Here is an 18,449-nt window from a genome sequence, read left to right on the forward strand (position 1 = left end):
AATACTATGCGGATTAGATGTTGCCTAATCAAAACGAATACTTAACTGATCTATTGAAAAGCAAAAACCTCGCCAAATCAATTTGGCGAGGTTTTGAAGTTTTATGCTGCCAAAATGTCTTTGGCTATTTGTACTTGAATTTTAAAATCAACATAAATAAAAGCAGAAAGGCCGTTATGCCGTTTGCCAGTGTAACGGGCAGACTACTTATCAATATACCGTACGTGAGCCATAGCACAACCCCAATAAAGAGAACCAAATAGGTGGTGAGCGAAATATCTTTGGTAGACTTATCGCGCCAGGTTTTATACACTTGTGGCACGTAACCTGCCGTGGTGAGAATAGCGGCCGCCAACCCAAGAATTTCAATATAATCCATAATCTATTTAGTTGACGACTTTTTGTTTTCTACCCAACGATATTAACTATTTTTCCTGGAACAACAATCACTTTTTTAGGCGTTCGCCCTTGTAATTGCTGTTGTGTTTTTTCATGGGCCATTACCGCAGCTTCAATTTCATCTTTGCTCAAATCCAAAGGAAGCTCTAATTTAAAGCGCATTTTTCCGTTGAAGGAAACCGGATACTCCTTACTGCTTTCCACCAAATATTTTTCCTCAAATTTTGGAAAGGCCACGGTAGCAATAGAACCTTCATGACCCAAAAGCTTCCAAAGTTCTTCTGCAATATGTGGTGCATAGGGCGATACCAAAACCGCCAAGGGTTCCAAAACCGCACGGCTATTACATTTCTGTGAACTTAGCTCATTAACGGCAATCATAAAAGTAGATACCGAAGTATTAAAACTGAAATTCTCAATATCTTCCTCTACCTTCTTAATAGTCTTGTGCAAGGTCTTGTAGCTGTCTTTTGAAGGCTCGTCTTCCGAAACCGCAAAAGCACCCTCGGCCCCTGAGTGGTACAAACGCCATAGTTTTTTTAAGAAACTATGCACACCGGTAATACCTGCCGTGTTCCAAGGTTTGGATTGCTCCAAAGGCCCCAAGAACATTTCATACAAACGCAATGAATCTGCCCCGTACTCTTCGCAAATAGCATCTGGATTGACGACATTGTATTTGGACTTGGACATTTTTTCTACTTCGCGAGAGACAGAAAAAGTCCCATTAGTCATAAAATATTCACTTGTAGAAGTATCCTCTTTATAAAATTTAAGGAACTTACTTAGAATGATTTGATTTTTCAAATCAACACAATCAACGTTTGTATGTATTTTAGAAACTGTAAAGCTGATTTTTTCAATTTCAAACTGTGAATCCGCAAAAATAGAGTCTAAGGCTTTTTTAGGGAAAACATCTATTAATTTATACAACTCGCCTGAAACAGCATCATGTATTTTCTTACCCTTTAATAAATCCCATGAAACTAGATTTCCTAAAAAATACTCTCCAAAAATCAAATCAAAATCCTTTTCAGAATCTTCCATTTCATATTGAGAAGTACCATCACGATATTGATAATAACCTGTATTAATTCTTCTTACAAATGCAGACTCCCCCGTAATCATCCCCTGATTGATAAGTTTTTTAGCAAACTCATCTTTGGGCACCAAACCTAAGTCAAACATAAACTTCTGCCAGAAACGGCTGTACAACAAATGGCCTGTCGCATGCTCGCTACCACCAATGTACAAGTCCACATCTTGCCAGTAGTCAATGGCTTCTTTTGAGAAAATCTCATCCTCATTATGTGGGTCCATATAGCGGTTAAAGTATTGCGAACTACCTGCCCAACCTGGCATGGTATTCAACTCTAGCGGCCATACGGTCTTATGGTCTATCTTATCGTTAGAAACAACTTCATTGTTTACGGTATCCCAAGCCCAAACGGTAGCATTGCCCAAAGGCGGCTCTCCGGTTTCGGTAGGCAAATATTTATCAACTTCAGGTAATTTTATGGGCAAATGCTCGGCAGCGATCATTTGCGGCATACCCTCTACATAATACACCGGAAAAGGCTCGCCCCAATAGCGCTGACGGCTAAAAACAGCGTCGCGCAAACGGTAGTTGATCTTACCTGTACCTGCACCAATTTTTTCAATCTCTGCAATGGCTTTTTGAGTCGCTTTTTTATAATCCAATCCGTTTAGAAAATCGGAATTGGCAATAACGGTCGTATCCTTATCCGAAAAAGCTTCCTCGGAAATATCAACCCCTTCAAAAATATTAGGAATAGGAATATTGAAATGCTTCGCGAAGTCATAATCGCGCTGATCCCCACAAGGCACGGACATCACCGCTCCGGTTCCATAACCCGCCAACACATAATCTCCGATCCAAACCGGAATAGGTTCCTTGGTAAACGGATGCTCTGCATACGCTCCCGTAAATGCACCGGAAATAGTCTTTACATCTGCCATACGGTCACGTTCCGAACGTTTTGCCGTAGCTTCTATATAGGCCTCCACCTCAGCTTTCTGTTCCGCAGTAGTAATCTTGGCCACCAAATCATGCTCTGGCGCCAAGGTCATAAAAGAAACCCCAAAAATAGTATCCGGCCGCGTAGTAAAAACTTCAATGGGATAAGAGGTCTGTACTTCATTGGTGGTAACGGTCTTGAAAGTTACGGAAGCACCCTCACTCCTACCGATCCAATTGGTCTGTGAATCTTTAAGCGGCTGAGGCCAGTCTACCGTATTCAACCCGTCTAACAAACGTTGGGCATACGCACTGATACGCATACTCCACTGTGTCATTTTTTTACGGATTACCGGATGACCACCGCGCTCTGAAACACCGTTAACAATTTCATCATTGGCCAGAACCGTTCCCAAAGCAGGACACCAGTTTACCTCACTTTCCGCCAAATACGTTAAGCGGTATTGCAGCAAAATTTCCTGTTTTTTCTTATCCGAAAAAGACTGCCAATCCGCTGCGGAAAATTGCGCAATATCTTCGTCACAGACCGCTTGTACATTAGCATTTCCTTCCGCCTCAAAAACGGCGATCAACGTCTCTACAGATTCGGCCTTATCCGTTGTTTTATTATACCAAGAATTGAAAAGTTGAATGAATATCCATTGCGTCCACTTGTAATATTTAGGATCCGATGTACGTACCTCACGGCTCCAATCAAAAGAAAACCCAAGTTGATCTAACTGTCTACGGTACGTAGCAATGTTCTTTTCCGTAGTAACCGCAGGATGCTGTCCGGTCTGTATAGCATATTGTTCCGCCGGAAGGCCAAAAGAATCGTAGCCCTGTGGATGCAAAACATTAAAACCCTTGTGTCTTTTATAGCGTGCATAGATGTCACTAGCGATATATCCTAACGGATGGCCCACGTGCAATCCGGCCCCGGAAGGGTAAGGAAACATGTCCAACACATAGTATTTTGGTTTATCGGAATTGTTCTTGGCCTTGAACGTTTCGTTTTTGGCCCAAAAGTCTTGCCATTCCTTCTCTATTTTCCTAAAATCGTAGTGCATCTGATATCTTTCTTTTCAATGTGGCGCAAAAATAAGTTTATTCAATTTACTTTCCTAAATTTACGGTCGCATACACGAATATGGGCAAGTCTTTTGAACAGTATCAGAAACAAAAATTGATATCATCGTACTTTTCGGTGGTACTGAGCATTGCATTGGTGCTATTTTTATTGGGTATTTTGGGGCTTTTGGTCATCAACACCAAAAAAATGGCCGATCACTTTAAGGAGCAGATCACGATTTCTATTTTCCTAAAGGACGAAGCCAAGGAGTCCGAAATTGACCAACTTCAGAAAAACCTGATACAGGAAGAACATACCAAGAGTGCCGTGTTCGTTTCCAAAGAGGATGCTGCCAAACAACATAGCGAGGAAATTGGCGAGGATTTCCAGAATTTTTTGGGGTACAATCCGCTTAAAAACTCCATAGACGTACAGTTACGTGCAGATTTTGTAACCCCACAGGAAATAGATTCATTGGCTACCAACCTTGCCAAAAAGACCTATGTGGAAGAAGTAAGCTATGATAAACCTCTTGTTGGCCTGTTGAGCGAAAATGTAAAACGCATTAGTTTTTGGATTTTGATTGCCAGTGGCGTACTTACTTTTATTGCCATTTTACTTATCAATAGCTCTATACGGTTAAGCATTTATTCCAAACGTTTTATTATCAAAACCATGCAAATGGTGGGGGCCACTAAGACTTTTATACGCCGGCCCTTTATTTGGATGAACGTAAAACTGGGCATGTTCGGCGCTTTAATTGCCCTACTTGCCATTACTGGCGCGTTATATTATTTGGATAAAAATTTTCCGGAACTGGAACTCTTTAAAGATGTTGAACAATTGGGCCTGTTGTACGGAGCCATCTTTATTCTAGGCATCTTTATTTCCTTGATCAGTACATTTTTTGCCACGCAACGGTTCCTGAACCTAAGAACGGACGAACTGTACTATTAACCCCGTAATTACTAAAAACACCCTCCAAACAATAAACCTTTACGACCATAAACTTTTTTAAGTAGAACTTCGTTAAATTTGCAGCATGGGTAAGAAACAAAAAGAACAGAACGGCCAACCGGCCAAGCAAGAATTTATATTCCAGAAAAAGAACTATACGTTCTTTTTTGTAGGCCTTGCCTTTATTGCGGTAGGTTTTATACTTATGAGCGGAGGTGGTAGTGATGACCCCAATGTTTTTAATGAAGACATTTACAGTTTTAGAAGAATACGTTTGGCCCCTACACTTGTACTTATTGGTTTAGGTATTGAGATATATGCCATATTGTTGAATCCGCACAAGAAGAAAAATTAATTTTGGACACGTTAGACGCCATCATTCTCGGTATCATTCAAGGATTGACCGAATTTTTACCCGTATCATCAAGTGGACATTTAGAGTTGGGGAAAGCCATTTTAGGCGACCACTCCGTACCCGAAGAAAGTCTTTTGTTTACCGTAGTACTCCATTTTGCAACTGCCCTAAGTACCATAGTTGTCTTTAGAAAGGATATCTGGGAAATCATTAGCGGCCTTTTAAGTTTTAAATGGAACGAAGAAGCCCAATTCTCCGTAAAAATTATTCTATCTATGTTGCCTGCAGTTTTTGTAGGCCTCTTTTTTGAAGAACAACTGGAAGCCTTCTTTGGTGGCAATGTTAGGTTCGTTGGCTTTATGCTATTGATTACCGCTGTACTCTTGTATTTTGCGGACAAAGCCAAGGACACGGATAAGAAAGTAAGTTTTGGCAACGCTGTGGTCGTAGGTATCTCGCAGGCCATTGCCATGTTGCCCGGTATCTCTAGAAGTGGTGCTACCATTTCTACTTCCGTACTATTGGGTGTGGACAAGACCAAAGCGGCACGTTTTTCTTTCTTAATGGTGGTCCCCCTTATTTTTGGTAAAATTGCCAAAGACCTTATGAGCGGCGACCTAAATTTTGATGGAGGAAATAATGTAGCCATGGGTGCCGGTTTTATTGCCGCATTTGTTGCGGGTCTTGCCGCCTGTACCTGGATGATCCAATTGGTAAAAAAGAGTAAACTTTCTTACTTTGCCATCTACTGCCTTATTGTGGGACTGATCGCTATTGGTTACGGCTATATGAGCTAGGCCAGTTTCAGTTTTATTGAACAGGGATTAATACGTTTTATATGGATTCTCGCACCCAAGAAGATTTTCTTGCCGGACAAATATTGCTAATAGACAAACCCCTTGGGTGGTCTTCTTTTCAGGCCGTAAACAAATTAAAATGGGTCATTCGCTCAAAATTCAAACTAAAGAAGTTTAAAATTGGGCATGCAGGAACTTTGGACCCCTTGGCCACCGGCCTATTGATTATCTGCTGCGGAAAATTCACAAAAAAAATACCGGAGCTTCAAGGGCAGGCCAAAGAATATACGGGTACCATTACTTTAGGGGCCACAACACCTTCTTACGATTTGGAAACCGAAGTTGACCAAACCTACCCTACCGAACATATTACGGAAGCACTACTTAAAGAGACCCTTACCCAATTTATAGGTGATATTGAACAACGTCCTCCTGTTTTTTCAGCTTTAAAAAAAGACGGTAAACGTCTGTACGAATACGCCAGGGAAGGAAAAGAAGTTGAAATAAAAACGAGAAGTGTAAACGTTTCAGCCTTTGAAATTACCGAAATGAAACTGCCAAATGTTAAATTTAGGATAGTTTGCAGCAAAGGCACCTATATTAGGTCTTTGGCACATGATTTGGGGCAAGCACTACAAAGCGGTGGGCATTTATCAGAGTTAAGAAGAACCAAAATAGGCGACTATAACGTAAATAAAGCCATTGCCCCCAACATATTTGCGGAAAATCTACTAGGAAAAACATCAGAATCGTAAAAAGAACACCCTAGCCTTTCCGTTCAACGAATAATTAAAATATATTTTTAAAATTGTGGTTATACCACTATGACATTGAACCGTAAACATTTAGCGTTCCTTATTACCATCTTTTCCATGTCCATTATTGTGTTGGCACTGTACAACATACATTTGGGCCAGGATAAAGAGCAGGACGACTATGTGGTAGAAATGATGCTTGAGGAAGATATTGAAGAACTTCTTGAAGAAAAAGAGGAGTTAGAGCAAGAAATTGAAAAAGCAGACCCGATAAAGAGCCATATGGCCTATAACGAAACTGCAAAACCAAGCTATGGCAATCCAGAACCTTTAAAAACACTTGAAGAGCTTTTGGAAGAAAAATTAGCTTCTGAAAACAGTGAAGACTCTAACGAGCAACTTACGGACTCAGAATATGCAGAGCGCGTAAAAGAGCTGAAAAAGAAACGCCAAGAGGCCAAACAAATGCTTGGCGAAAAAGAAGCCCAGAAAAAGGAATTTACCAACAACTTGGCCAAACGCCGTACATCTGTTTCCTATTCACTGGTAAACCGTAGCAACTATAGATTACCTCCCCCAATCTACACTTGTATTGAAGGAGGCAAAGTTGTAGTTAACATTCAAGTTGATGCAATGGGTAATGTTGTAGATGCCGATTATAATGCAAAAAGCTCCGGCACATCTAACGGATGCTTAATAGACAACGCCATTGCCTATGCCCTTAAGGCTAAATTTAGCTCCGGCGAAAAATCGGTTCAGAAGGGAACGATCACCTATCTATTTCAAGGGAAAGCGCGCTAATAATTCTTTAAGCGTAGATTGCCCTTTATCCTTATTGTACCATTGTTGAATCTCCTCTTTGATCTCAGGCAATAGCTGTCCATGTTTTTCTTTATGATCCGCTACTAGTTTTGCCGCAGGAGCCGGTCTTGGTCCCCAATCTGCCAAAACCTCTTGATTCTCTGCATCCCAAAAAATTAATTTAGGAATAGACATTCCGCCGTTGGTAAGAAACTGGTTCATGAGGTCTACATTCTCATCCCGTAAAACCACTTTAAAATCTACGTGGTCATTAAGCTGGGCCACTTTGTTGATTACCGGTAAAGCGGGAGCGGCATCACCACACCAACTTTCCGTAAGGACTATCAACTGTATTTTTTTATCCAATTTGGCAATTGTAGCTTCGTCTTCCGCACTAATCTTTACGGTTTTATCAAAACGTTTCATACGGCGGTCATTAAGCATCGTGTAATTGGCCAATGCTTCCGTTTGTACCGGACCTGTTGACCGCCCTTCTAAAGCCAGCTGATTTACCATAGCGCGGTAATTTTCATAAGAAACCGCTTGTGAAAGGGCTTTTTCTATTAGTTGGGAAACGTTTGTTTTGGTAGTAGGTGTTGCCATTTTATTCGTCTTTAATTTATAACAAAGTTAATAGGTTAAACATACAAGCTTGGTAACTTGGGTAACATTGGTAGGGCTTAATTGCAAAAACTTACAAATTGCCCGATACAGTGCATATCATATAGAAAAAGTCCGCTATGCAAAAGCATAACGGACTTTTAATAAGTTTACTATTGCAGTTTATTTAACCTCCAAAAGTATAAATTGATTTAACTGCGGGCCAAAAGCACTAAAATTATTATCGGCCACCAAAACTAGGGAACGATTACCGTTTTCCAATTGGGGGCCAAAAGTGATACCCTCAATATTATCTACCACACCATCCGTTAATTGATTTCTGACCGTCTCAAAATCGAACACCAACTTCTTGGTCGCTCTTGTGTAATCCGCACCCTTAAGGCTATCCATATGGCTTACATCGGTAGCTTTGGAAGCATCTACGTCATAAATTTTTACATTGTTACCTCCATCAGCATAACCCGTAGAAAAAGAACGCTCCAAAACCAAAAACCGGTCCATATCATATTCTAAAATTTCAACCACTCCATTTACCGTAAAAGACGATTCATCAAACTTTCTGGCAATGGGATCCAGTTCATAAGCAAACTCTTTACCGAATGCCCCGGAACTATTTATGTACGCTATCCTTACCGATGAATCCGTATCCTCTAACACAGGTTCCGGACCGTCTTGCACAAGGGGCAATTCCATCGAAGCCCAATAACCTTTTTTATCATAGGAAACGGAAAGACCTTCAATAACGCCATTGTGACGTGGCCCACGATTCTCATCTCCGGACACTTTAAATTTTTCGGATAAAGCAATGCTAGACTTATAGGTACCGTCCAAACCGGCAACACGAACAAAAGGATCTACACCTCCTTTAACGTTCCCCTCGCTAGACCATAACACACTACCCCCAGGTGTAATCCGGATGGCTTCAGGATCAATTTCATCATCTGAGAAAGGCAAATTGCTACCGTTCAACAATTCCGTTACGCCATTAATGGTTACCTCCTTAAACTGGTTTTCACCAAATGAAATATCAGCTGTGTAAAAACGGATAGGCGCCTTTGGATCATCACTGATCATATACCATTTACCATCTGCATAATCTATAGCAGATAGCCCACCTACAGTTGTATTGGCATACGCCGCTCCATCTGGCAAAACATATTCATCAAGAAATTCTATGTTCTCAATTTTATTGGTAGTAGAACCGCCATGACCTATAAAATCATCTATGTGTTCACAGGATATAATAGTGGTAAGAATAACCAATCCGAATATTTCTAAACTAAATTTTTTCATTTTTCATGTTTTATTAGTTCCGCAAGATGCCATATAGATTTTAGAAGCGGTTTAGCTGTAGATTACGATTAGATTAAGGTTGTATTATTTTGAAACCCCGCATTCCGCAACACCCGCGACCCCCACTAATCTTAATATTCACCTAACGTTAACTTGACTTTTCAAAAATAGATTTGTGGGTTCCGATAAAGATAAATGTAGATGAGCTATGAAAAATATTCGACCCCAATTACACAAAAAACATGAGTTTTGCTTCTATAGTTATTTAAAAAATAGCGAAAACCCCAGTTTTTTCACATCGGTTAAAGAGGTAATTGTTCCCAAAAACGAAATTATCTATAAACCGCCTTTTGCAGAAAACTATATGTACGAGGTGGTGCAAGGCGTTGTTAAGTTAGGCGGCTATTCAGAAACTGGAGAAGAGAACACCTATGACGTTATTTACTCGGGCGACTATTTTGGCAACCTAAAATACTTGAACGGACAGTTTTTTGAATTTTCAAAAACACTGGTAGACAGCAAAATACGCATTTACGATTTGGCTTTTTTTAAAAAGACCATTATTGAAAATCCAGTTACTTCGGAATGGTTCATTGCCTACCTTTTAAAACGATGGTGTCTTGCCGAAAAAAAACTGGGACAAGTAAACGAGAGATCCACTTTTCAAAAGCTCGAATTCCTAAAATCCCACTTTAATATTCCCGTGTTGGATATACACGGAGAAGAACACCTTCTTTACAACTTGCTGACCCAAAAGGACAAGGGTGACCTTATAGGGGCCACCCGCCAAACTATTGCCAATGCACTAAAGAAAAAATCAGTTTTTATTGGTTAAGATTCCGGGGTAAAGTACACCGTTTTTAGTTTTAAAATTGAGTTGCAACAGCTCGCTAACAACTGGTGCAATATCTTCCAATCCCATTTTTTCAATTTTTTTGCCCTTATATATTCCCGCTCCAAAGGCAATAAAACCGGTTTCTATTTCTTTGAAATCGGGAAAAAAACCGTGGGTTCCGCCCCTTCTTGGCGTTAACACGTCTCCATTTGCTCTTGATGACATGGCAACACCCGGTATAGGCGCCAACGCGAGCACTGCATTGGGATCTGCACCAATACCATCTAGTTCGTCTCTTTCTACAACTCTAAATAATTTCTTGATCGAAGCTGGTAGTCCATTTAATTTTGCACGTACCTTGGCAATACTTTTTTTATCGCTCTTATCTTTCAACATTAAAAATGCCGATGCTCCTGACGTATGAAAACTAGCTTTCCAGTTGCCACGGTCTTTTTGGTCTTCCATTAAACCTTCCTCAACTAACCAGATATTTGGATTTAAAGCAGAGTGAATATCAACAAAGCCATGATCTCCCGTAATAATGAACGTAGTTTTATCAAGAATATCTGCTCTTTCCGCAGCTTCCATTATTTTACCAATGGCCCGATCCACGGCAGCAATTGCAGTAAATACCTTTTCTCCGTCCCTACCTTGCTCATGTTGAAAATGATCGGTAGCTATTAAATGCAGCGTCATTAAATTGGGTTTATATTTTTCCAAAGTATAGGCCGCCATTTCACCCGTTCTATCTTCGCGATTTAAATAATCGCCATTAAAGGTTTTCTCGTTCAGTTTTCCCAAAACTTCTTCTTCCATTTCCTTTAAAAATCCCTTAGGATTCTCTTTGGTACGCATAGATTCTATTCTACTCACCTTACCGTTTAACAACCAGTATTCCGGAATATTATAATCAATAGGAGCCCCTACGGATACGGGCCAAATAAAACTAGCACTAGTCTTTCCTGCGCTTTTTACGGCATGCCATAACGTTTCTGTCTGTATAAGATTACTTTCCCAGTACCAACGGCCTGTCTGCCCACCTTCTTCAAACGGACTATTGTAGTATACACCGTGTTCCGCAGGATATGCCCCTGTTATTATTGTAGTGTGAGAAGGATAGGTAACAGAAGGAAATACCCCTCTTACCCCCATTGCAGCAGCACCCTCGCGAACCATCTTTTTTAGGTTTGGAGTAGGCCATTTATCCTCTAGGTAGAAATTAGGCCTAAAACCATCTACCGATACCAAAACTACGTGTTGGGTCAAGCTCTCTTCTTGCGCCCTTCCATACTGCACGATTATCATAACCAATGCAAATGCTAAAAAAATACTCTTTTTCATGTCCTATATTAGATTGTAAAAACTAGAGGGGCCAAACGATTTTGACGCCCTCTAGATTGAGAAAAAATAAAAAATACGATTAGTTGAATGTATATCTCGCCCCTAGCTGAAGCCTCCATGGCGTACCATTAATAGGCTCTGTACCGGCACCCGTTTGAACGGAATAATCATAAGCTTGAGATGCTTGATCAAAACCGTTAATGCGCATAAAATCGCGTCTTCTTCCAAAATTATGGGTTCGGCCCCATTCTTTGCTCAACAAATTAGCAAAGTTGAAAACGTCTACGGACAGTTCAAGACCTTGCTTTTTATTTTTAGTCTCAAACCTCTTTTGAAGCCGTAGATCAACAGTTGCCGCAAAAGGGTTTTTTCCACCGTTACGTTCCGCAAAACCACCATAACTATTTCTCAAATATTCCTTGAAATTCTCAGGAGTTTCCGGATCGCTCAATATTTGATTGTACCCATCTACAATAGACTGTGGCGTATTAGGGTCGTTCGGGTCAAAAATATAGGCTATGTCATTCCTTAGGTTAAAATCTCCATTGGCGCTGGTGTTATCATCTACATGCAAAGAATACCGCGTTCCTCCTTGGCCAATTACTGTTGCTCCAAGCGTAAACCCTTTCCATGTAGGGGTAGCGCCATTTACGACCATTTTGGTATCAAAATGATTATCTGAATACCCATAGTTCAAGTCTCTTGGATCACCTTCCACGGGAATAAAGGTTGATGTATTGGCCACACAACAGTTATAGGAAGAGTTATCCTTTGATCGGTTAAAAGTCATACTCGCATTTAAGTATCCATCTTGGCCAATCTGTGCCGTACCTTCTATTACAAGGGCCACATTATCTAGAACACCATCAGAAGTTAGTACTAAAGTTCTGCCCACTTGGTCAGAAATTCTAGAATTTGTCCAATCCGTTCCTCCATTTTCAGAAATGGTATTTGCAGGAACAAAGACTTCCCTACCCTGAGGCGTAACAAGGTAAGGCTCCGCTACAAGATTGGCTTCTTGATAAATATAATTATTACTGGTATGGCTATAAAGTGCATTAAAACCAAGGCTATACCTCTCACCAAAGAAGTGAGTATAACTCAAGTTGGCCTTGTATATAGTGGGAACCTGAAAATCTTTACCAACCGCGTTTATGGTTGAAAAAGGAGTAACACCCGCCGGTACACCCGGAACCGTGCTAGGGTCATTACGGTAGGATTCAAAGTCCGGAGTAGGAACATTGGCACCGGTAACATCAATAGCACCTAACAGCGTACCACTGTTCTGTATATTGTTTACCTGTGCGTAATAATGAGGCTGCGACGAAAAAATACCTCCTCCCAATTTAAAGATATCCGTATTCTTTCCCTTTAAGTTATACGTTAATTGAAATCTAGGCTGAATATTATTGTAGTCATCCAATTTTTCATTGGTACGAATGTTCAGTTCATTAAACACTACAGGATTGAACTCTGCCTCATCTAAAAACTTGGTAGCATCCCATCGTACACCTGCAACCAAATTTAGATCTGGTGTAATATCGGTTTCCAACTGAGCGAACAATGAAAGATCTAAGACGGTCTGTTTAACAATAGGAAGGCCTTGTAGAGGTACTTCCCTAGCATAACGCGAAGCTATTTGATTTTCAAAATCATCTAACGAATCAAAGAAAAAACGACCGTTTTGCTCGTTGGAAAGTAAGGTTCCTAAATTGGTAATCATATTATCCGTACCAAAAGTAAGGTTGTATTTTCCTGCATTTACGTATGTGGTATTCGTAAACTGAATTTGGTTTTCTTGATTGGTTTCCGGAGTAAATCGCTGCCCACCCAATTGCACGCTCCTACTTCTAGTATTTCCATTTGGCAAAACCGATGAAACCTCAACAATAGCCCTTGGAATATTAGATTGGGGAAGCTCGGAGTTAGGGGTAAAAGCACGTTCTGCATGTTGGTATTGAAACTTAAACTCATTGGTTACCTTAGAGCTCAACATAGATCTAAGAGACAACATAATGCTGTTTTCCTGAGACTCAAAATCAGAATAAGATTCAGCAACCTGTATATTGGAATTGTCACTTACACTAAAAGGGTTCTCCCATTTATTGTATAAGTTTCTAACGGTTAAACGATGCTTATCGTTAATCTGCCAATCTAACCTTAGGAACAAATTGTTTGCTTCGGTTTCCCGGTCAAATTGTCCTACTTGTTGGGAGTTGCTTAGACCGTAAACATTGCGGCCAATACCTAAAAAGCGCTCTAAGTTACCCGAAGTAATACCTAATCTATTTTCATCATCTGCATTCTGTATTTCGGCAATGCTAGTGGGCTCTCCTGCATCCTGTCTTTCAAAAACGGCAAAGAAGTGCAACTTATCCTTTACGATTGGGCCACCTATACTTAAACCGTATTGCGAGTTATAGAAATCTGCATCCCTCTCCTGACCTTGAATGGTATACTTACTCTGTAAACCATCTGCACGATGATAGAAAAACGTACTCCCGCTAAACTCATTGGTACCCGCCTTGGTTACCGCTGAAATTGAACCACCACCTTGTCTACCCTCTGTAACATTGTAGTCATTGGTAGAGACCTCAAATTCACGAATAGCCTCTTGTGAAATAGTGTAAGGACCACGACCAATTTCACCGGCCGTTAAAGTATTTCTGGCATTTAGACCATCTATGGTAACGTTTGTAGATGTTCTACGTTGCCCTCCCAAATTTATACTTCCCGCACCTTGTAATGGGGACAAACTGGTTAAGCCTGTAAAGTTTCTACCTTCCGTAGCCAGTTTTTTTATTTGTCCCGCCCCAATTTTTGTAGAAGCTCCAATTTGCTCAATTCTTTTATACAAACTGTTAGATGAGACTACTACCTCATTTAGGGCGGTAGAAGATTCCTGAAGCACAAAATGTACCGTAAGGGCATCACCTAAATTCAGCATAAAACCTTCTTGTTTGGCATCGGCGAAGCCTAAGTATTTTGCCGTTATTTCATAAGGACCTCCCAAAGGCAACTGTAATATTTTAAAGGTTCCATTCTCATTGGTTATAGCTCCGGATATAAAACCTGTAGAAGTATTCTTAAGGATAATCTCCGCTCCTAATAAAGGTTCTCCGGTAACGTCCTTTATAGTCCCGCTTACAGATGCGTTCGTTGCTTGGCCAAAAGACATATGTACTGCTCCAAAAAACAGGAACAAGGTCATTATTCTTAAATAGCTTAAGTAATTTGTTTTCATTTCTTTGTAGTGGTTTTTGAAAAATTAAAGCGGCAAAATTACCCTTAACCCCTACCTCTCCATGTTAGTTTTTAACATTGCGTTTCTTCTTAACTTTAAGTTTATAGTTTCTTAATACTTAACGGACAATAGGCAATTGTATAGGTCATAGCCGTAACCTTTTGATGATAAAGGCGTATTTTTACAGCTCAAATTCTCAACATGGAAAAACAAAGATGTGGTTGGTGTAAAGGAGATTCGCTTTATGAAGCTTATCATGATGAAGAATGGGGATCTCCCGTAAAAGAAGACGATACACTATTTGAATTTTTGGTCTTAGAAACCTTTCAAGCCGGATTAAGCTGGATTACTATTTTAAGGAAACGCGAGAATTTTAGAAAAGCATTTGACAATTTTGACTATAAGAAAATAGCTTTATATGATGAAGATAAAATTCAGGACTTGCTCCAGGATGCAGGCATCATTAGAAACAAATTAAAGGTTAGGGCAACAGTTTCCAATGCTTTAGCGTTTATGAACGTGCAAGAGGAGTTTGGAAGTTTTAGCAATTATATCTGGGAATTTGTAAATCACTCTCCCCTTAAAAGCAGCTACGAACATTACAAAGATGCTCCTGCGACAACAAAGATCTCGGATGCTCTGAGCAAAGATTTAAAAAAAAGAGGTTTTAAGTTTGTAGGCAGTACCGTTGTATACGCTTTCATGCAAGCCGTAGGAATGGTAAACGACCATGCAGTTTCTTGCTTTAGGTATGATGAAGTCTAAATTGTATAAAATTTAATTGTTATGAATTTTAAGTCCGTTTCTTTTCTAGTCCTGTTTTCTACTCTTTTTACTAGTATGGCCTTTGCACAAATAAAAGATGAGCGCGAACATCGTATTAGAAAATCTCAGTTTCCCGAAAATGCACGCCTATTCATACATCAAAAGCTGGTAAATGCCAAGCGCATTCGTTTTTACAAAGAGATAGATGGTGATAAAATAAGCTATGAGGCCAAATTTAAAAAAGACCGTTTAAAATACAGTATTGAATTTGATGCACAGGGCAAATTAGAAGATATTGAAATTACTATAACCCCAGTAGACATCCCTAACGAGGCTTATGCAAAGATTACTTCGTATTTGGAGAACAACTTTAAAAAATATCGAATACAAAAAATTCAACAGCAGTATATTGCCGATGAAAACGATATTGACCAGACCTTAAAAAACGCCTTTCAAAATCTAATGTTACCTTCCATAAAATACGAATTGATCATTGATGGAAAGCGCGAAAAAAGCTTTGAAGAATTTGAAATACTTTTTAATGCCGAAGGCAAGTTTGAACTGATTAAAAAAGCGTTACCACCAAACTATGACCACGTACTCTACTAGAACGCTTTTTATTGCTTTTGGTCTACTTTTAAGCAGCTTAGGTTACTGTCAAGAAAACACTACGGGCTATTTTGAGCCCGATATTTCGCTCAACTATAAAATAACCCCAAATTACTCACATAACTTTAAGATTGCCCAACGGGCCTATATTTTCAAAGACGATTTTAAATATCAGGTAAGACAACTGGACCTCTCTCATTTTTCAACTATTAAAATTGGGTTTGAGCAGAGTATAGCCCTAGGCGTACAATATAGATTTAGGGATTCTTTTGATGCTCCGGGAGAAAACGAACTGAGAATAACCGAACAGTATAAGTTTTCACATGCTTATGATAATATAACCGTAGGGAGCCGTTTACGCGCCGAACAACGCATAAGCCCATCGCAAACAGTTCATCGTTTTAGGTATCGCTTATCTATTGATGCTCCGTTAAAAGGAGAAGAATTGGATATTGGTGAGCCGTATGTTTCAGCATCTACAGAATCCTTGCTAAGCGTAGCCAAAGGCAACAAACCTGTTTATGACCAAAGGATTACCTCTCATATGGGCTGGCTATTAAACCGGGAAACCAAATTAGAAGTAGGCGGAGAATATCGTGCGGAGCATTACACCCATGAAACACAACATATTTTCTTCTTATTGACCTCTCTTATTTTCAGCCTCTAAAATTTTAATGAATTCTTTTCGCGGAATTTCTTCTGCTCCAAGGCTTTCTAAGTGATCGGTATGTATTTGGCAATCTATAAGTTTATAATTTTCACCTTCTAACTCTTGGGCCAGATTAATAAAGGCAAATTTTGAAGCATTGCTAACCTTACTGAACATACTTTCCCCACAAAAAACCGTACCCAAGTCTATACCGTAAAGTCCGCCTACGAGGTCATCATTTTCCCATACTTCGTACGAAGTGGCAAACCCACTTTCATGCATTTTTAAATATGCATTCTTCATACTTTTGGTAATCCAAGTACCGTCTTGATCGTGTCTTTTTATACTGGAACACGCCTCTATTACCTGCTCAAAACAAGTATTTTTTGTCAGTGTAAAACGGCCGTCCCGCAGTATTTTGCGCATGCTTTTGGAGACTTTTATTTTATGGGGAAATAAAACCATTCGTGGGTCCGGGCTCCACCATAGAACCAATGAATCATCATTAAACCAAGGAAAAATTCCACTTTTATAGGCCAGTAACAAACGTTCTACAGAAAGGTCTCCGCCAGCTGCCAAAAGACCGTCATAATTAGCATGTTCCACAGCGGGAAACGCCAATTCTTCAGACAAAAAAACTATAGAATTTCTGGATTCTTGGTCCTGCACTTTTGGGGTTATGAGATATACAAAAATACAAAAGCCCCATTAGACTTTATATCCTTGGGGCTTTTTAACATTACGATTAAAACGTTTGACTCCTAGAAAGGCAAATCGTCGTGATCTTCTTCGTTAAGGTTATCGGCAGGCTGAAAAGCTTCTGCTGGTGGAACAGGAGGCATTCCCGGTGCACTTTGCTGAGTCTGAACGCCTTCAATTCTCCATCCCTGTATAGAGTTAAAATATTTAACCTCACCTTGTGGGTTGGTCCACTCCCTACCTCTTAAGTTTATACTGATTTTTACATCTTGACCAACACTAAAGTTGTTTAATAAGTCCGTCTTGTCCTGTACGAACTCTACCATTATATGCTGTGGATATTGCTCCTCTGTAGTTACTACTATCTCGCGCTTTCTAAACCCATTATTACCAAACGTTTGGGTTTCTCCTACCATCTTTACTTTTCCTTGAACTTCCATGATTATGAATTATATGTGAACTAATTTTTATAGCAATAAAAGTAGTTTTAATCGCATAATCCACCTAAAAAAACAAACAGAAGTTATTAAAGGTTATGAGCTATAGTTTATAAAAGAACTTTATGCCCAAAGCTGGGTTTGGACCAAACCTTTTACCTATATCTTCATAAAGAGAAGTATACCACTCCCTAAAGATATCCGCACTCTGCTGATTAACAATATTGGCATATGTACTTGTGCGCCAGCGCAGGCCAATACCCCCATAGAAATTAATACCCGCCTTTTTTCCCAGATTTAACAGTAAACCAAATTTTAGGTGGAAACCATACTTTTGTCGTGTAAAATCCGCTTGGTCATAGGTGTAGTTTTCTGAGCCTCCCGACTGGTAATCACCATTTAAAAAAGTATTGGACTGATTTATATAAAAAAACTCCGCCGCTAGATATTTTAAAGTTCTTAGTTTAGGGTTAAGTATATAATAAAATTCTGGTCTTACTTCCCACAAGCGATAACTTTCGCCTAAATTTTCATTTAAAATAGCCATTCCTTTACTACCATAGCCCACGTCCAGACCCATTTTCCAATGCCCCTTTATATGTTGAATGTACCCCAAACGCAATCTAGGGGAGTATGTGTCCAACAACGAGAAAGGGTTAGCGGTTATGTATGAATCCGACCCTATATGATGGGAGCCTCTATTTTCTTGGGAGAATATTTTTAAAGCGATGGCACAGCAAAGCAATAGGATAAGGAAAGAAGGTTTCATAATGGGCAAATTTATACGTGGCTATTATTTTGCCATGAAACAGTTTAATTTGATAAAACCCTACTAAAATACC

General features: G+C 39.7%; 18 protein-coding genes. 9 read left to right on the plus strand and 9 right to left on the minus strand.

The annotated features are described in order from the left end of the window. Window positions 1–124: 124 nt before the first annotated feature. Together H9565_RS08075 and H9565_RS08080 are read right to left on the minus strand one after the other, a co-directional pair. Window positions 125–379 (minus strand): SemiSWEET family sugar transporter, encoded by a 255-nt coding sequence (locus H9565_RS08075; RefSeq protein WP_215438697.1) that lies wholly within the window; start codon window positions 377–379, stop codon window positions 125–127. A 29-nt stretch (window positions 380–408) separates the two neighbouring features. Next, window positions 409–3,447 carry a leucine--tRNA ligase gene (locus H9565_RS08080; protein ID WP_215438698.1) on the minus strand — a complete coding sequence of 1,013 codons (3,039 nt, stop codon included), beginning with the start codon at window positions 3,445–3,447 and terminating at the stop codon, window positions 409–411. 80 nt (window positions 3,448–3,527) lie between these two features. Here H9565_RS08080 and H9565_RS08085 point away from each other — a divergent pair, with 80 nt between their 5' ends. The 5 genes from H9565_RS08085 (at window position 3,528) to H9565_RS08105 (ending at window position 7,114) form a co-directional block, all read left to right on the plus strand. Continuing rightward, window positions 3,528–4,406, plus strand: a complete 879-nt coding sequence (locus H9565_RS08085; protein WP_215438699.1) for a cell division protein FtsX — start codon at window positions 3,528–3,530, stop codon at window positions 4,404–4,406. 85 nt (window positions 4,407–4,491) lie between these two features. Continuing rightward, window positions 4,492–4,761 (plus strand): DUF3098 domain-containing protein, encoded by a 270-nt coding sequence (locus H9565_RS08090; RefSeq protein WP_215438700.1) that lies wholly within the window; start codon window positions 4,492–4,494, stop codon window positions 4,759–4,761. Between the two features lie 2 nt (window positions 4,762–4,763). Next, window positions 4,764–5,558 (plus strand): undecaprenyl-diphosphate phosphatase, encoded by a 795-nt coding sequence (locus tag H9565_RS08095; RefSeq protein ID WP_215438701.1) that lies wholly within the window; start codon window positions 4,764–4,766, stop codon window positions 5,556–5,558. Window positions 5,559–5,599: 41 nt separating this feature from the next. Next, window positions 5,600–6,313 carry a tRNA pseudouridine(55) synthase TruB gene (gene truB, locus H9565_RS08100; protein WP_215438702.1) on the plus strand — a complete coding sequence of 238 codons (714 nt, stop codon included), beginning with the start codon at window positions 5,600–5,602 and terminating at the stop codon, window positions 6,311–6,313. 117 nt (window positions 6,314–6,430) lie between these two features. Then, window positions 6,431–7,114, plus strand: a complete 684-nt coding sequence (locus H9565_RS08105; protein WP_317195434.1) for an energy transducer TonB — start codon at window positions 6,431–6,433, stop codon at window positions 7,112–7,114. On the opposite strand, the gene H9565_RS08110 is transcribed toward H9565_RS08105, so the two are convergent. After that, entirely contained in the window at window positions 7,091–7,717 is a 627-nt protein-coding gene (locus H9565_RS08110) for a thioredoxin family protein (protein ID WP_215438704.1), read from the minus strand. The genes H9565_RS08105 and H9565_RS08110 overlap by 24 nt on opposite strands. 180 nt (window positions 7,718–7,897) lie before the next feature. Beyond that, window positions 7,898–9,028: an esterase-like activity of phytase family protein gene (locus H9565_RS08115; RefSeq protein ID WP_215438705.1), complete on the minus strand. Its 1,131-nt coding sequence runs from the start codon at window positions 9,026–9,028 to the stop codon at window positions 7,898–7,900. A gap of 208 nt (window positions 9,029–9,236) precedes the next feature. On the opposite strand from H9565_RS08115, the gene H9565_RS08120 reads away from it, so the two are divergent. Further along, window positions 9,237–9,863, plus strand: a complete 627-nt coding sequence (locus H9565_RS08120; protein ID WP_215438706.1) for a Crp/Fnr family transcriptional regulator — start codon at window positions 9,237–9,239, stop codon at window positions 9,861–9,863. Here H9565_RS08120 and H9565_RS08125 read toward each other — a convergent pair. Together H9565_RS08125 and H9565_RS08130 are read right to left on the minus strand one after the other, a co-directional pair. Next, window positions 9,846–11,204 carry an alkaline phosphatase family protein gene (locus H9565_RS08125; protein ID WP_215438707.1) on the minus strand — a complete coding sequence of 453 codons (1,359 nt, stop codon included), beginning with the start codon at window positions 11,202–11,204 and terminating at the stop codon, window positions 9,846–9,848. The genes H9565_RS08120 and H9565_RS08125 overlap by 18 nt on opposite strands. A gap of 79 nt (window positions 11,205–11,283) precedes the next feature. Further along, window positions 11,284–14,448, minus strand: a complete 3,165-nt coding sequence (locus H9565_RS08130) for a TonB-dependent receptor (RefSeq protein WP_215438708.1) — start codon at window positions 14,446–14,448, stop codon at window positions 11,284–11,286. A 201-nt stretch (window positions 14,449–14,649) separates the two neighbouring features. On the opposite strand from H9565_RS08130, the gene H9565_RS08135 reads away from it, so the two are divergent. Genes H9565_RS08135 through H9565_RS08145 form a run of 3 tightly spaced genes read left to right on the plus strand, consistent with a single transcriptional unit; the run spans window position 14,650 to window position 16,489 of the window. Further along, window positions 14,650–15,213 (plus strand): DNA-3-methyladenine glycosylase I, encoded by a 564-nt coding sequence (locus H9565_RS08135; protein ID WP_215438709.1) that lies wholly within the window; start codon window positions 14,650–14,652, stop codon window positions 15,211–15,213. Window positions 15,214–15,234: 21 nt separating this feature from the next. Then, window positions 15,235–15,822 (plus strand): hypothetical protein, encoded by a 588-nt coding sequence (locus H9565_RS08140; RefSeq protein WP_215438710.1) that lies wholly within the window; start codon window positions 15,235–15,237, stop codon window positions 15,820–15,822. Continuing rightward, on the plus strand, window positions 15,803–16,489 hold the full coding sequence (locus H9565_RS08145; protein ID WP_215438711.1) for a DUF2490 domain-containing protein: 687 nt from the start codon (window positions 15,803–15,805) through the stop codon (window positions 16,487–16,489). Before H9565_RS08140 ends, H9565_RS08145 begins: the two co-directional genes overlap by 20 nt. Here the strand turns inward: H9565_RS08145 and aat are convergent. The 3 genes from aat to H9565_RS08160 all read right to left on the minus strand — a co-directional run bounded on the left by aat (window position 16,460) and on the right by H9565_RS08160 (window position 18,376). Further along, window positions 16,460–17,140, minus strand: a complete 681-nt coding sequence (gene aat, locus H9565_RS08150) for a leucyl/phenylalanyl-tRNA--protein transferase (protein ID WP_394370249.1) — start codon at window positions 17,138–17,140, stop codon at window positions 16,460–16,462. The two genes, H9565_RS08145 and aat, sit on opposite strands and share 30 nt — an antisense overlap. Before the next feature lie 92 nt (window positions 17,141–17,232). Then, window positions 17,233–17,610, minus strand: a complete 378-nt coding sequence (locus tag H9565_RS08155) for a DUF3127 domain-containing protein (protein ID WP_215438712.1) — start codon at window positions 17,608–17,610, stop codon at window positions 17,233–17,235. A 100-nt stretch (window positions 17,611–17,710) separates the two neighbouring features. Further along, the gene (locus tag H9565_RS08160) at window positions 17,711–18,376 is read right to left on the minus strand and encodes a PorT family protein (protein WP_215438713.1); all 666 of its coding nucleotides are present in this window, start codon (window positions 18,374–18,376) and stop codon (window positions 17,711–17,713) included. Window positions 18,377–18,449 lie beyond the last annotated feature (73 nt).

The sequence above is a fragment of the Zobellia russellii genome (genome assembly GCF_018728565.1).
In the GTDB taxonomy this organism is placed as follows: Bacteria; Bacteroidota; Bacteroidia; order Flavobacteriales; family Flavobacteriaceae; genus Zobellia; species Zobellia russellii.

Bases quoted from the DNA above. Each gene is read 5' to 3' on its own strand.
- H9565_RS08075 (WP_215438697.1), bottom strand. From the start codon at position 379: ATGGATTATATTGAAATTCTTGGGTTGGCGGCCGCTATTCTCACCACG.
- H9565_RS08080 (WP_215438698.1), bottom strand. From the start codon at position 3,447: ATGCACTACGATTTTAGGAAAATAGAGAAGGAATGGCAAGACTTTTGG.
- H9565_RS08085 (WP_215438699.1), top strand. From the start codon at position 3,528: ATGGGCAAGTCTTTTGAACAGTATCAGAAACAAAAATTGATATCATCG.
- H9565_RS08090 (WP_215438700.1), top strand. From the start codon at position 4,492: ATGGGTAAGAAACAAAAAGAACAGAACGGCCAACCGGCCAAGCAAGAA.
- truB (WP_215438702.1), top strand. From the start codon at position 5,600: ATGGATTCTCGCACCCAAGAAGATTTTCTTGCCGGACAAATATTGCTA.
- H9565_RS08105 (WP_317195434.1), top strand. From the start codon at position 6,431: ATGTCCATTATTGTGTTGGCACTGTACAACATACATTTGGGCCAGGAT.
- H9565_RS08110 (WP_215438704.1), bottom strand. From the start codon at position 7,717: ATGGCAACACCTACTACCAAAACAAACGTTTCCCAACTAATAGAAAAA.
- H9565_RS08115 (WP_215438705.1), bottom strand. From the start codon at position 9,028: ATGAAAAAATTTAGTTTAGAAATATTCGGATTGGTTATTCTTACCACT.
- H9565_RS08120 (WP_215438706.1), top strand. From the start codon at position 9,237: ATGAAAAATATTCGACCCCAATTACACAAAAAACATGAGTTTTGCTTC.
- H9565_RS08125 (WP_215438707.1), bottom strand. From the start codon at position 11,204: ATGAAAAAGAGTATTTTTTTAGCATTTGCATTGGTTATGATAATCGTG.
- H9565_RS08130 (WP_215438708.1), bottom strand. From the start codon at position 14,448: ATGAAAACAAATTACTTAAGCTATTTAAGAATAATGACCTTGTTCCTG.
- H9565_RS08135 (WP_215438709.1), top strand. From the start codon at position 14,650: ATGGAAAAACAAAGATGTGGTTGGTGTAAAGGAGATTCGCTTTATGAA.
- H9565_RS08140 (WP_215438710.1), top strand. From the start codon at position 15,235: ATGAATTTTAAGTCCGTTTCTTTTCTAGTCCTGTTTTCTACTCTTTTT.
- H9565_RS08145 (WP_215438711.1), top strand. From the start codon at position 15,803: ATGACCACGTACTCTACTAGAACGCTTTTTATTGCTTTTGGTCTACTT.
- H9565_RS08155 (WP_215438712.1), bottom strand. From the start codon at position 17,610: ATGGAAGTTCAAGGAAAAGTAAAGATGGTAGGAGAAACCCAAACGTTT.
- H9565_RS08160 (WP_215438713.1), bottom strand. From the start codon at position 18,376: ATGAAACCTTCTTTCCTTATCCTATTGCTTTGCTGTGCCATCGCTTTA.